The organism is Marinoscillum sp. (genome assembly GCF_040222955.1).
GTDB lineage: Bacteria > Bacteroidota > Bacteroidia > Cytophagales > Cyclobacteriaceae > Marinoscillum.
Map to the genome: position 1 here is coordinate 1 of NZ_JAVKCA010000002.1, position 14415 is coordinate 14415.

Annotated in this window: 9 protein-coding genes; 1 reads left to right on the forward strand and 8 read right to left on the reverse strand. The window is 48.4% G+C overall.

Going from position 1 to position 14415, the window contains the following annotated elements:
* Positions 1 to 462: 462 nt before the first annotated feature.
* The 8 genes from RIH33_RS00120 to RIH33_RS00155 all read right to left on the reverse strand — a co-directional run bounded on the left by RIH33_RS00120 (position 463) and on the right by RIH33_RS00155 (position 11873).
* Complete coding sequence (locus tag RIH33_RS00120) at positions 463 to 1590, reverse strand: endo-1,4-beta-xylanase (RefSeq protein ID WP_406651608.1); 1128 nt, start codon at positions 1588 to 1590, stop codon at positions 463 to 465.
* Between the two features lie 5 nt (positions 1591 to 1595).
* On the reverse strand, positions 1596 to 3176 hold the full coding sequence (locus tag RIH33_RS00125) for an aldehyde dehydrogenase (NADP(+)) (RefSeq protein ID WP_406651609.1): 1581 nt from the start codon (positions 3174 to 3176) through the stop codon (positions 1596 to 1598).
* Positions 3173 to 4021 carry a fumarylacetoacetate hydrolase family protein gene (locus tag RIH33_RS00130; RefSeq protein ID WP_406651610.1) on the reverse strand — a complete coding sequence of 283 codons (849 nt, stop codon included), beginning with the start codon at positions 4019 to 4021 and terminating at the stop codon, positions 3173 to 3175. Before RIH33_RS00130 ends, RIH33_RS00125 begins: the two co-directional genes overlap by 4 nt.
* Before the next feature lie 76 nt (positions 4022 to 4097).
* A complete protein-coding gene (locus tag RIH33_RS00135; protein ID WP_406651611.1) occupies positions 4098 to 5438 on the reverse strand; it encodes a GntP family permease in 1341 nt (446 codons plus the stop codon).
* Positions 5439 to 5456: 18 nt separating this feature from the next.
* Positions 5457 to 7181 (reverse strand): IlvD/Edd family dehydratase, encoded by a 1725-nt coding sequence (locus tag RIH33_RS00140; protein ID WP_406651612.1) that lies wholly within the window; start codon positions 7179 to 7181, stop codon positions 5457 to 5459.
* A 30-nt stretch (positions 7182 to 7211) separates the two neighbouring features.
* Complete coding sequence (locus RIH33_RS00145) at positions 7212 to 8345, reverse strand: Gfo/Idh/MocA family protein (RefSeq protein ID WP_406651613.1); 1134 nt, start codon at positions 8343 to 8345, stop codon at positions 7212 to 7214.
* Positions 8346 to 8417: 72 nt separating this feature from the next.
* Entirely contained in the window at positions 8418 to 9644 is a 1227-nt protein-coding gene (locus RIH33_RS00150) for an endo-1,4-beta-xylanase (RefSeq protein WP_406651614.1), read from the reverse strand.
* A gap of 45 nt (positions 9645 to 9689) precedes the next feature.
* On the reverse strand, positions 9690 to 11873 hold the full coding sequence (locus RIH33_RS00155; RefSeq protein ID WP_406658685.1) for a glycoside hydrolase family 3 N-terminal domain-containing protein: 2184 nt from the start codon (positions 11871 to 11873) through the stop codon (positions 9690 to 9692).
* A gap of 381 nt (positions 11874 to 12254) precedes the next feature.
* Between RIH33_RS00155 and RIH33_RS00160 the strand changes: the two genes are divergently transcribed.
* The gene (locus tag RIH33_RS00160; RefSeq protein ID WP_406651616.1) at positions 12255 to 14411 is read left to right on the forward strand and encodes an alpha-glucuronidase family glycosyl hydrolase; all 2157 of its coding nucleotides are present in this window, start codon (positions 12255 to 12257) and stop codon (positions 14409 to 14411) included.
* Positions 14412 to 14415: the final 4 nt, after the last annotated feature.

Below are 14415 nucleotides of genomic sequence, written 5' to 3' on the forward strand. Positions count from 1 at the left end.
GAGCCTTAAACCCGCCCAGTCCTTCCTCCTGACCTTGATTGTCCATAGGATTCACATAAACACCGCTGGGGTTCAATCCGCACAACACCTCTTGAATCCAGGTTAGTCAGCTCCGGAGGAGCGGAATGTTCTTAGACATTATTCCTAACCGAATAACCTGCGTAGCTGCGGTATGTTCCTGTTCATACAGAGGTACGAACATTTCCTAAATCTTCCTCTTAACTTTGTACGATTTCTTCTCCGTGAGACGGTTAAATATCGCTCCTACGGAGCTACCAAACGCTTTGCTAACTCAGGCTATTCACATGAGACACCGCTGGTGTCCAATCCGCACCACACCTCTTGAATCCAGGTTAGTCAGCTCCGGAGGAGCGGAATGTTCTTAGACATTAATTCCTAACCGAATAAGCTGCGTAGCTGCGGTATGTTCCTGGTATATCCACCGAGGAATGAGTTTAGGAGCTATTTCCCAACCACTCCGAGCACCGCTTGATAGGCTGGTTTGGGAGCCAGAGATCTATCGAACAGCAATGGATAATCTGTTCTGCCACGGGCCGGCCAATTGTTCTTCCAGGACTGTCCATCATGTACCCCCCAGAAAGTTACTCTGGTGATGGTCTCCCTATGCTTGTGGAATAGTTCAAAAAGGTCGGCATATCGCTGAGCCAGGGCCTCCTGAACTGAATCTGGCAGCCCGGCCTTGTATGGATTGGCTTCTGCATTATTTTCAAAACTGGCTGAAAGATCGGCCCCTTCCACATTGCGTGGATTAGGGAGCACGGTAATATCCAGCTCGGTGATCATCACCTTCAGGCCAGCATTTCTTATTTTTAGAATGCTGGTCTCGATTTCTTCCAAAGTTGGCCTGTCCAAACCCCAGTGTCCCTGCATCCCTATACCATCTATGCGCAAGCCCCTGGATTTAAGCGCTTCGGCCAGTCGCACTGCTCCATCGCACTTCTCTGCCCGGTTCATGCTGTAGTCGTTGTAATAAAGCTCAGCCTCAGGGTCAGCTTGAGCAGCATACTCAAAAGCCTTATAGATAAAATCCACTCCGCCGATTTGGTAAAACATGGATTCACGGAAGGTACCATCATCATTGAGGGCCTCATTCACCACATCATAGCCTCCAATCTTGCCCTGATAGCGCCCCATGATGGTATTGATGTGATGTTTCATCCGACCAAAGAGGGCCGAGCTGTCAATGAGTGCATCATTCCCATCCTTGAAAACCCACTCTGGGGTTTGGTTGTGCCAAATAAGTGTATGACCTATCATGAACTGATCATTTCGATTGGCCATCGCCACTATTTTATCCGTGTATTCAAAGTTGAACGTATCGGGCTTCGGGTGCACATACATCCACTTCATGGCGTTTTCTGGCGAGAGGCTGCTAAACTCATTCTTTATGAGGCTGGATTCTACAGAATCCTCCGCCAGAATCTGTCCCCAGCCCAGGGCTGCTCCGATATAAAAATCATCCGCATAAGCGGTACGAAGAGTCATTTTCTCCATTTTCTCAGTCTGAGCACAAGAAATGGTCAGGGTCAAAAACACCCCGGATATGGTCAAAAATTGTAAAGCTTTCATTTTCATTATTTTTTCTTCAATTCACCGTTTATCAATCTCCATAAATTGAGTGGGTTATCATCCCTTAACGCCAACGGCAATGACGTCTGTGGAAAATCCTGATAGCAAACTGGTCGCACAAACCTCTTGATCGCACCTGTCCCTACAGAAGTAGACTGGGGTGCTGTGGTAGCCGGATACGGACCTCCATGTACCATGGCCTGCCCAACCTCTACACCAGTTGGGTAACCGTTGAAAAGTAGTCGACCCACCTTCCGCTCTAAAATATGGATCAGGTCTTTGTATGCGTCCAGGTCCGCATCCGTACCCTGAATAGTGGCCGTCAGATGCCCCTGCATCTTTCTTGCTATTTCCAGCATTTCGGCTTTCCCTTCTGCAATGACACTCAAGGTAGACGGGCCAAACACCTCTTCTTCCAGCTCCGAATGTTCTATAAAATGATTGGCTTTGGTTTTAAAAACTTTGGAATGCACCTGATTTTCACCTGATCCGGAGGTACCCTCAGAAACAAGCTCCACCCCCTGAAAAGACATCAATTTGCTTACGCCCGTCTCATAGTTATTTCTGATCCCTTCCGAAAGCATAGTACCCGGGACGGTTTCAGAGACCATGTCCCCCATTTTTTTCAAAAGCTCGCTCGTTTCTGGCGAATCATTCACGATCAACAGGCCCGGGTTGGTGCAAAACTGGCCTACCCCCATATTCAATGAGCCGATCAGACCAGCAGCCAAGGCTTCGGCACGCTCACTTACTGCTCCTGGCAACAGAAATACCGGGTTGGAGCTTCCCATTTCAGCAAATACCGGAATCGGTGTTTCACGCTTATTGGCAGCATCAAAGAGCGCTTTTCCTCCCCGAAAGGAGCCCGTAAACCCAACCGCCGTGATCTTAGGATGCAACACAATAGCCATTCCTACGTCCACCGAGGTACCTTGTACCATCGAGAAAACCCCATCTGGCATGCCTGTTTTATGGGCCGCGCTGACAATGGCTTGTGCTACCATCTCGGAAGTTCCCGGGTGCAACGGGTGTGCCTTCACCACCACCGGACAGCCAGCTGCCAGGGCAGAGGCCGTGTCCCCTCCAGCCACAGAAAATGCCAAGGGGAAATTACTGGCACCAAAAATCCCTACCGGACCTAAAGGAATGTGCATCTGGCGAATATCCGGCCTGGGAAGCGGCTGTCGGTCGGGAATGGCGGTATCAATGCGGGCATCTACCCATGAACCCTCCCGGATAAGACTGGCAAACATTTTCAGCTGATTGATGGTACGCATCCGCTCGCCATTGAGGCGTGCTGCTGGCAAAGCAGTTTCGGCTATACAGCGATCGATCAGATTGTCTCCCATAGCAAAAAGCTCATCACCAATGGCCTCAAGGAAAAGTGCCCGATCCTCCACTGCCATCTCTTTATATTCCTGAAAGACGGCTTCAGCCCTTAGTACCGCTCTGTCCACCTCTGCTTCCGTAGCTTCATAAAAGCTCGTGGGCAATAGGTCTCCTGTAGCCGGGTTCATCGCCTGAAAAGTCTCTGACCCCACTCCCGTCCGCTCTGATCCAATAAAATTTTGTCCTGTCAGTATCATGTTTGTTTTTGATTAGCTACAAAATTGATGAGGGTACCAATGTGGTCGATCGTAATCCTGATCTCATCGCCCTCCCGCAGTGTAAATTCATTAGGAGGTACAATCCCCGTCCCGGTCATCAGAAAACACCCGCTGGGAAAGGATGTTTCGAGCAATAAATAATGAACCAGATCCGTGAATTTTCTCTTGATCTGGCTGATTTCAATCTGTCCATGAAACATCTGCTTATCAGCTCTTAATATCTCCAGTTGAATCTTTGAATCCCCGGCAATAGGATGCTCCGAAACATAAATGCATGGGCCCACGGCAGCAGATTGATCGTAACACTTAGCTTGTGGTAGATACAGAGGGTTCTCACCTTCTATGTCACGTGAGCTCATGTCGTTGCCCACAGTATAGCCTATTATTTTCCCACCTGAACTCACCAGCAGCGTAAGCTCAGGTTCGGGGACATTCCACGCAGAATCCTTCCTGATATTCACCTTACCTCCTGGGCCTGCAGTCCGGTAAGGCATTGCCTTCATAAACAGCTCAGGTCGGTCAGCGCTGTATACCCGATCATAAAAGTCACCTCCACCCGAATCCCTGGATTCATCCATCCGGGCTTCTCTACTTTTGTAATAAGTAACTCCTGATGCCCATATTTCCTGACTTCCAATAGGAGCAAGTAAGTCATCCTTTATGAGTTTTTCGCCTTCCGATACCGGGTTCTCAGTTGAAATCCGCTCATTTGCATAAGCAAATAGATTGTCTCTGTTAATGAACTGATCCCAATCTTCACGAATGGTGTAGTACTGCTCATCCTTCTGTATGAGAATGCCTGTGTTTGTTTTATAGATTTTCAAAATTCAATAATTGGTTAGGTTAAACTTGTCTGTCATTAATGTTCATGTCTCAAAACTTTAGCGGAGAGTCATTATCTCATTGTATAAAAAAACTTAACAGAGTAAGTAGAACCATAGCTGAAAGGCCGAGAACCGCAGTACCAACACTTTGTAGACGATACCCCTGACTCACATTCATACCGCTCATTTGAGTCACTACCCAGAAAAAACTATCATTGGCGTGAGACACTACTGCTGAGCCAGCTCCAATTGAGATGACCACCATAGCTTTCTCTATTTCGGTGTCCATGCCCAAAACCAACATCAACGGAGCAATTATGGAAGCTGTAGTGGTTAAAGCCACAGTAGAAGAGCCCTGAGCCGACTTGATACAGGCAGCCACAATAAATGGCAGCCAAAGTCCGATTCTGTAATCGGAAGCAAAGCCTCCAAGTATTTCACCAATGTTAGAAGTCTGAAGAATTTTACCAAAAGCACCCCCTGCTCCGGTGATGAGAATGATCACAGCGCCGGTTTTAAGTGCATCACCTACCCATCCATTGGTACTCAGCATAGACTTGTCCAGCTTTTTTGGTAGCAAAAGAGCCAGTAAAACCCCTATAAATAGTGCGGTAACCGGATTACCCAAAAAACAGATAAAATCAACCACCCCCCCGCTCCCAAAAGGCTCTGTGGGGTAATCTGCAACAGACCTGAGCACAATGAGCAGTATAGGCACCAGTATGGGCAGGAAGGATTTCATAGAAGAGGGCGCTTCCCGGATTTTCTCCTTAATTTTCTCGCTGGTCAGGTCTGGCTGAGGGTCTATATAAACCTTTCCTGCAAAAACTTTTGAAAACACCACGGCCACAGCTAATGCGCCAGTGCTGGCATAGAGACCAATAAGAATCACAATACCCAAATCGGCACCCACCAAACCAGCCGCAGTAATAGGGCCGGGTGTTGGTGGCACCATGGTATGAGCCGCGGTAAGGCCGAGCGAAAGCGAAATGGCCGTGCCAGCCAGTGACACCCCGGCCTCTTTGGCCAATGCACGATTGAGAGATGAAAGAATGATAAACCCACTATCGGCAAAAACCGGAATTGAGACAATATACCCGATCACCCCCATGGCAAGGTGTACACGCTTTTGTCCAACCACCCGTAGCACCTGACTGGCCAGGGCATAGGCACCTCCCGATTGCTCCAAAAACGCACCAATGACGATCCCCGCAATGATAATGATCCCTATTTTTCCGATGGTTTCTCCAAAACCGGCGTTGATCGTCTGGATAATGGCCTCAGGTGCCATCCCTGAGCCAAAACCAAAAAAGAGACAAGCGACCATCAGAGCCAAAAAAGGATGCAGAGATAGTCTGCTAGTCGAAATGACTATAAGTAAAATGCTCAGAATAATTAGGATAATGGTCTGCATCATTTAAAAGGGTTTTAACTGTTAGTGCAAGTCTCTGGTAACCTCCGACCCTGATGAGCCCTTGAGGAAATCAAAATCACACCCTTTATCGGCCTGCTCTACATGCTCAATAAACATTTTTGTATACCCCCTTTCAGCCACGGGCTTAGGCTTCTCCCAGTGCCTTCTCCGCTCTGCCAACTCATCTTCCGACACATGTAACGTGAGTCGCTTTCCCTGCACATCCAGTTCTATCAGGTCACCGTTTTTCACCAGAGTAAGATTACCACCAATGGCAGCCTCTGGTGACACATGTAACACCACGGTGCCATAAGCCGTGCCGCTCATGCGACCATCGGAGATTCTCACCATGTCTTTCACACCCTTTCTGAGCAATTTCTCAGGGAGATCCATATTGCCTACCTCAGGCATGCCTGGATAGCCCACAGGCCCTACCCCTTTGAGAATCATCACGGAGGTCTCATCTATATCCAATGCCGGATCGTCTATCCTTTGATGATAATCCTCGATCGTCTCAAAAACGACCGCTTTTCCCTTGTGCTGCATCAGGGCAGGAGTGGCTGCAGAGGGTTTGATCATTGCTCCATTTTCACAAAGATTCCCCTTCAGCACCACAATCCCAGCATTCTCTTTGATTGGTGCTTCAACCGTGCCTATAACTTCCCGATCATAGCATGGTGCGTTGCGACAATTGTCACCGAGGGTTCTTCCATTGACCGTGATCGCCCCGGTATGAATCTGTTTGCGAATCTCATCTATCACTACCGGAAGTCCACCTGCATAATAAAAGTCTTCCATCAGGTACTTTCCGGAAGGCATCAGGTTGACCAGCATAGGCATCTGACTTCCAAGTCGATCAAAATCTTCAATATCCAGGTCCACACCGATCCGTCCGGCAATGGCCGTCAGGTGAATAGGCATGTTGGTAGAACCCCCGACTGCAGAATTGACTTTAATGGCATTTTCGAAAGCCTCTCTGGTAAGAATTCTGGACAGTTTCAAATCTTCCCGAACCATTTCTACAATTCGGTTTCCTGCCAGGTGAGCCATCACCTTCTTGCGCGAGTCAACGGCTGGAATGGCCGATGCTCCCGGGAGTGTGAGTCCCAATGCCTCTACCATCACACCCATGGTGGAGGCTGTGCCCATGGTCATACAATGGCCAGCGCTTCTGGACATGCAGGACTCCGCTTCCACCATGTCCTTTTCCGTGATGGTGCCCTCCTTTAATCCCTCAGAAAGCTGCCAGGTGAGGGTGCCCGACCCCACATCTTTACCCCGCCACTTACCATTGAGCATAGGCCCGCCCGGAACTACGATGGTCGGCAAATCCACACTGGCTGCCCCCATGAGGGTGGAGGGAGTGGTTTTATCGCATCCGGTCAACAGGACGATTCCGTCCAGAGGATTGGCCCGAATGGTTTCTTCCACATCCATACTGACCAGATTTCTCCAGAGCATGGTGGTGGGCTTCATAATGGTCTCACCCAGAGACATCACGGGAAACTCCAGCGGAAAACCTCCCGCTTCGTAAATTCCGCGCTTTACGATTTCTGCAAATTCTCTAAGGTGGGCATTGCAAGGAGTAAGATCAGACCATGTATTACAAATGCCAATGACCGGCTTGCCCCGAAACATATGGTCCGGGTGACCCTGATTTCTCAACCAGCTGCGGTGGACAAAACCCATTTTATCGTCCTTACCAAACCATTCCTCACTGCGCAGTTTATTCTTTTTTTCGCTCATAAGCGCTATTATTCAGGTCAAGAAATTATGTTACACCAAGTGTAAAATATTTGGAATTCCTTTCAATGAAACCGGTTTGCCAATGGCTGCGGACTCATAGATCTTATCAATAATGAACATATCCCGCTGGCCCATTTCACCACGAACAATGCTTTGTTTGTCTTTCAAAATACAGGAAGCAAAATCGTCCATCTGCAGTGCCTGCTGATTGACAGCTGGAAAACTCATAGGCCCCAGGTGAGTCTGCCCTTTCAATCCTCCATAGGAATAAGCAGGCGCCAACTCCCAGCTACCTTCCTGAGCCTGTACCTTCAAATAGTTGGAACTCTCCTCGTAACTCGTTCTCATGGTAGCTTTGATCCCTGCTGGAAACTCGAATTTGACATCCAGCGTACCCTCTACCGCTCCATAAAAAGCCTTGTCAACTGTGGTATCCATAGCCTCCAGGGAGACAGGTAGCTGCCCCCGCGTATAGATCGTACTCTGTATGGCATAAATACCTACATCCATCAGCGGCCCTCCTCCGGCCATTTCTTTGTCCAGACGCCAGCGACTTTTATCCCTCAGAGGAAAAGCAAAACCCGCGTCCGATTCGAGTACTTTACCATATATCTGCTGCTGACCTAACCTCATGGCTTCCAGGTTGTAGGGTTCGAAATGGAGCCGATAACCAATGGAAAGCTTCTTTTCGGCCTTGCGGCATGCGTCGATCATCCGTTGACAATCCTCATAATTGGTGGCCATCGGCTTTTCGCAAATCACATGCTTGCCAGCCTGAGCAGCCCGGATCACAAACTCCGCATGCATAGAATTGGGAAGCACGATGTAGACAATGTCTATGTCATCATTATCAGCTATGCCATCGAAGTTCTGGTAGTTGTAGACATTCTCGGCTGGAATGTCATATTGATCTGACCATGAATCGGCCTTGGATGGCGTGCCCGTGACAATGCCTGCCAGGTAGCAGTTTTCTGTCATCTGTAATGCCGGCGCCAGCTGTCCGGTGGCATAGCTACCCAAACCTACCAATGCCACTCCAAGTCCCCTTTTCTCACCGGCCCTGCTCGAAGAACCTGAAAAAAGCCCAAGAGTAGTTAAACTGCTGGCCACTATTACACCTCCTGTGGACTTGGCGGTATTTGATATGAAATGTCTTCTCTTCATGGTATGACTAATTAGGTTAAAATAAAATGGTCCAATTCATGCGACAGGGCATCAGACCCAGAATTTCCCCCTCTATTTAATCACCAGCCTTCTTGACTCACTTTTGGCTGATCCCTGTACTTTCATCAGATAAATCCCACTGCTCAGATCCAGGGTGAGATTCACTTCCCGGCTCATATCATGACTGAAATCAGCCACCTGGTGACCGCTCAGATCATACAGCGTGACCTGACGAACCGGTTCAGGACTCCGTATGGTTAGCTGCCCGTTGACCACCGGGTTAGGGAATAGTTGCAGGTTCGAATAATCATCCTCCCACCCCAACACTGTATTGTCTATTGGTTGGGAGGCATACGCTCTGAGCCATTCAAGTGCTGGCCGCTCAGTACCATCAGTATTGACCAGATAAGCCTTCTCGGCAGTACGCCACATGCCACTGCGCCACCCCCATAGCGTGACACCTATCACCGACTCGTGCTCCCAAAACAATGGGAAAATCCGCTTGTACTCATCCAACTGAACCTGATCTGTGGCACCATCTATGTCCATCTCGGTAACCATTATCGGTAACCCGGTGTCACCCAGTTTATCCAGCTGATCTGTGATGGTACTGGAACTTCCTGTGGTGGAAAATGCATGAGCCTGTACGCCTACCACATCGATGAGATCATCCGCCTGCAAGAGCTCAATAATCTTCTTGTATTTATTGGCATTGCTACTACTGCTCACAATGTTGTACTCATTGATCACCAGCTTGGCGTTGGGGAAACGCTCTCTGGCCATGGTAAAGGCTGTCACTATCCAATCGTAACCGGTAGCTCCTCTTCCTCCCAATGCATCCATGTAATTACCATTACCTGCACCGGTCGGAGGATCGTTGATGGGCTCATTGACCACCTCCAAATAATCCATATCCGGATATCGCTCAGCCACAGCATCCATCCACTCGGTGATTTCTTCCAGCTGCTCCTCCACTGGCAAATCTTCGATCCAGGAAGGTTGCTGATTTCCCCAAATCAAAACATGGTACCTAAACACGAAATTATTTTCCTTCGCGAAGTTGTAAGCCGCATCCATGGTGGTCCAATTATAGCTGTCTCGCGTTCGCTCCACACTTCCCCATTTCCCAGCATTTTCGGGGGTTACCTGATTCCAGTAAGTCTCGTACCCACTCAGCTGTGAGCTACTGTATACATTTCCAAGAAATTTCTCCATCCCGTCGGCGATGGGCTTTTCCTGACTCTTCGCCATGAGGCCCATGACCACCAACCCAATCAGCAATAATCCTCTTTTACTCATCTTCATAAAATATAATTCTGTAATAATCACCTCAATTCAAATCGTTTATTTCACTCTCAAATTCACCAAAACAGAGGCAGGCGCACCCAGTTCCAGACTTCTGCCGGTGGGTAGTGATCCGCCTACATATACCTTGAAATCTCCCTTTTCCAGAACGCTTTCACCTTTATCATTCACAATCTGAAGCATCTCAGGATCAACTTTGAAGGAAAGACGCTGTGACTCACCGGCCGCAAGCTTTACCCTGCGGATCGACTGTAAAGAAAAGAGCGGAGTGCTCACACTTGCTTCCACATCGGTCACATAGAGTTGCACCACTTCTTCCACATCAAAATCCCCTTCATTAGTCACCAGCACCGAAACCTCCGTAGACTCTCCGGATTTAATCACTGCCTGGGAGATGGTGGGGGCTCCATATTTGATTTTGGAGTAGTTCAGTCCGAAACCGAACGGATACATGGGCTCAGCAGTCATATACTTGTAGGTTCTGCCAGCCATGCTATAATCTTCGTACGCCGGTAACTGATCCAGGCTCTTTGGAAAAGTAATTGGCAATCGGCCGGATGGAGAGGTTTTACCGAAAACGACATCCGCAATGGCATTGCCGCCTTCCTCACCGGGATACCACACCAGCAACACTGCATCTGCAATGTCATGAACCTCCGCCAGGTTCATCGGGCTGCCCCCTGTGACAATGGCAATGACAGGTTTTTCATTATCTGTCTTGAGCTTTCTCAGGTAATCAATCTGGTTAGGGGGAATGTTGTAATCCAACCGATCGCCATAATGCGCTGAGGCAATGGACTCTCCTTCCTCTCCCTCTATGTATCCGGTGATTCCCATCACCATGAAAGTAGCGTCAGAGGTATGAGCTACACCTGATGACCAATCCACAGGGTTTACATTAGGCCGATCCAATAAGGTACCAGCCCGATAATGCACCTGACTTCCCGGAGCCACTGCAGCTGTGATTCCTTCCAAAACAGTCACCATATTGGGATTAACCCCATAATAATTTCCAATCAGAGGGTCAATGCCTGCAGCATTCGGTCCGGTCACGTAGTAGCGCGACAGGTCATTGGCCAAAGGCAGTACCCCATTGTTTTTGAGCAGTACAATAGACTTTACAGCGGCTTCCCTTGCCAAATCCCTATGGGCCGGGCTATTGACTACCTCCAGCGAAATGGCATTATATGGATTGGCACCAGCTTCATCAAACATGCCTAATTTAAATCTGGTCTCCAGCAGTTTTGTAAGCGCCACATCAATGGTCTTCTCACTGACTAACCCTTGTTTTACTGCTTCCACAAGTGCGGGGAAGGTACTCCCACAGTTGAGGTTTACTCCACTCTCCAACGCCAGGGCAGATGCATCCACCTGGTTTTCTACAGTACCGTGTCCGTTCTCCGAGTAAAAATCCACTATTGCCCAGCAATCACTCACTATGTGCCCGTCAAAATCCCATTCACCCCGGAGTACCTCCTGAAGTAAATAGTTATTCGCGCAGCAAGGCTCATCGTTGGTGCGATTGTAGGCGCACATGACGGCCTCCACATCTGCTTCCACCAATGCTTTGAATGCAGGGAGGTAGGTTTCGTACAAATCTTTTTTGGAAACAATGGCATTGAACTCATGGCGCAAACGCTCCGGACCACTGTGCACTGCAAAATGCTTGGCACAAGCTGCCGTTTTCAGGTATTGAGGATTTTCCCCTTGGAGTCCCTTGACAAAGGAAACACCTAACCTGGTGGTCAGAAACGGATCTTCGCCGTACGTTTCCTGTCCACGCCCCCACCTGGGATCACGGAAAATGTTGATGTTAGGAGTCCAAAAAGTAAGACCATTGTACCGGTTGTAATAACCCTTTTTTAATGAGGCATTGTACATGGCCCGGGCTTCATCAGAAATAGCCGAAGACACCCGATAGGCCAGCTCTTCGTCAAAAGAAGCACCCAGTCCGATGGCTTGTGGAAATACCGTAGCTACACCTGATCTTCCTACTCCATGCAACGCTTCATTCCACCACTCATAAGGTGGGATATTCAGCCGTTCGATCGCGGGGCTGTTCATCATCATTTGCTGAACCTTCTCCTCAAGGGTAAGGCGACTTACCAGGTCCTTAGCCCGGGTGGCATTATCGAGGGATGCATCGAGGTAGTCCTGGCACTCAGCTTTGTGGCTGATGGCCGCCAGCACAATCAATAAAAATGGTATAAATTTTTTCATCATTGAGAGTATTATAATTAATTACCTGGGTTTGTTCTTTAAATATATCCTTCACCCGAGTCATTCTGGGAAGGGTCTGACAATCCGTAGGGTATTCATTAACAAACAGTGCCTAAATCAATGAGGAAAGCCCGCATATTCACTGTGATTTCAAGCTTTATTCAATGAACATTGGACAAGACCCCCTCTTAAAAATGAAGTGCTATCCACATTGAATTCTGATAAGTTTAGGCACTCAGAGTGGCAAAGTAGTACAGATTTTTAAAATTTAAACAATCGATTGCGTAAAAATTTCAGTTTTACCACACATCTCACTACTTTAGCCAAATAGCCGCGTCCGACTTTGCCAGATACAAGATTGATTCAACTCAAACCAGATCACACGTGAAATACCTACAAAGCACTTTTTTGATATTCGTACTTTTCATTCTTCCTGCATCAGCTGAAACAGGATATGAGCTCTGGCTCAGGTATAATAAGATCCAAAACCCGGAACTACTCAATAGTTATCTTGGTCAGATAAAGGCATTTAATGTCATAGGCACTTCTGCTACTCATGATGTCATCAAAAATGAGCTGAGTTTAGGTTTGAGTGGTTTACTGGGTCAGCCTTTCGTGCCGTCCACTAACGATGACGCTTCACTACTGGCAGGTCTTTCAGGTGAGCCATCCATTGCCAAATACCTGTCTGAGTCAGAGCTGAAGCAGATAGGGGAAGAAGGCTATCTGGTCAAAAGCGTCTCGCAAAAAGAGAAATCACGATTCCTCATCACTGCCAAAGACCCGGCGGGCCTGCTCTATGGTACGTTCCATTTTCTGAAACTCCTCCAAACTCATCAGAACCTGGCCTCTATCAATGTCCTTGAAAATCCGAAAGTGGACATCAGAATATTGAACCATTGGGATAACCTGGACCGAACATCAGAGCGTGGGTACGCAGGCTTTTCCATCTGGGACTGGCACAAACTCCCGGACTATCTGGATCAGCGATACATTGACTATGCCAGAGCCAATGCTTCCATCGGACTCAATGCAACCGTACTCACCAATGTGAACGCCAACGCTCTGGTACTCACTCCTGCCTATCTGGAGAAGGTGAAAGCCCTGGCGGACCTTTTCAGACCCTATGGCATCAAAGTATACCTCACCGCACGCTTTAGTGCACCCATTGAGATTGGTGGGCTGGATACTGCAGATCCATTGAATAAAGAGGTCATCAAATGGTGGGAAGAAAAAGTCCAGGAAATTTACCGTTACATTCCTGATTTTGGAGGCTTTCTGGTGAAGGCCAACTCCGAAGGGCAACCTGGCCCTCAAAACTATAGTCGCTCACATGCGGAAGGTGCCAACATGATGGCCGATGCGCTGAAGCCTTTCGGTGGTGTGGTGATGTGGCGTGCTTTTGTATACAGCAGCGAAGAGCCTGATGACCGGGCCAAACAGGCCTACACAGAGTTTAATCCTCTGGATGGTACTTTCAGATCCAATGTGCTGGTGCAGGTGAAAAACGGAGCGATTGACTTCCAGCCACGTGAACCTTTTCATCCACTCTTTGGTGCTATGCCCAAAACACCGGTGATGATGGAGTTTCAGATTACACAAGAGTACCTGGGGCAGGCCACCCAGCTGGTCTACCTGGCTCCTATGTGGAAGGAATGCCTCGATGCTGATACATATGTAAACGGTAAAGGATCCACTGTTTCCAAAGTAATTGACGGTTCGCTCCATGATTACAGCATTACAGGCATTGCCGGTGTGGCCAACACCGGCACCGACATCAACTGGACCGGGCATCCTTTTGCACAAGCCAACTGGTATGCCTTTGGCCTTCTGGCCTGGAATCCGGAACAAACAGCTGATCAAATTGCCGAAGATTGGATCCGCATGAGCTACAGCAATGATCCAAAAACCATCGCCACCATTAAAGACATGATGATGAATTCCTGGGAAGCCTCGGTGAACTACATGACGCCTCTGGGACTGCATCACCTCATGGGTACGGGGCATCACTATGGCCCGGCCCCCTGGGTCAGTAACCTGTCGCGGGCAGACTGGACACCGGTGTATTACCACAAAGCTGATGCCTTTGGCGTAGGGTTTGACCGATCAGAGAGCGGCAGCAATGCCGTCAGTCAGTATTCCCCCGAAGTGGCCAAAATTTTTAACTCCAAAGACAAGATTCCAGAGAAATTTTTACTCTGGTTTCACCACGTGAGCTGGGGTTTTGAAATGAATTCGGGGAGAACCCTTTGGAACGAACTGGCCTTCCGCTACCAGGATGGAGTGAATGCCGTCAGAAAAATGCAAGGGCAGTGGCAATCGATCAAGCCTCAAATTGATGAAAATCGATACCGAAGTGTACAAATGCTACTTGACATACAGGAAAAGGAGGCCATTTGGTGGAAAGATGCTTCGCTCAGCTACTTCCAGACTTTCTCTAAGCAGCCTCTTCCCGATGCAGTAGAACCTCCAACAAAATCATTGGAGTATTATCAATCATTGAAATTTCCTTTTGCGCCTGGCATTCGTCCTAGCTGGTAAGGTA

Bases quoted from the DNA above. Each gene is read 5' to 3' on its own strand.
- RIH33_RS00120 (WP_406651608.1), bottom strand. From the start codon at position 1,590: ATGAAAGCTTTACAATTTTTGACCATATCCGGGGTGTTTTTGACCCTG.
- RIH33_RS00125 (WP_406651609.1), bottom strand. From the start codon at position 3,176: ATGATACTGACAGGACAAAATTTTATTGGATCAGAGCGGACGGGAGTG.
- RIH33_RS00135 (WP_406651611.1), bottom strand. From the start codon at position 5,438: ATGATGCAGACCATTATCCTAATTATTCTGAGCATTTTACTTATAGTC.
- RIH33_RS00140 (WP_406651612.1), bottom strand. From the start codon at position 7,181: ATGAGCGAAAAAAAGAATAAACTGCGCAGTGAGGAATGGTTTGGTAAG.
- RIH33_RS00145 (WP_406651613.1), bottom strand. From the start codon at position 8,345: ATGAAGAGAAGACATTTCATATCAAATACCGCCAAGTCCACAGGAGGT.
- RIH33_RS00150 (WP_406651614.1), bottom strand. From the start codon at position 9,644: ATGAGTAAAAGAGGATTATTGCTGATTGGGTTGGTGGTCATGGGCCTC.
- RIH33_RS00155 (WP_406658685.1), bottom strand. From the start codon at position 11,873: ATGATGAAAAAATTTATACCATTTTTATTGATTGTGCTGGCGGCCATC.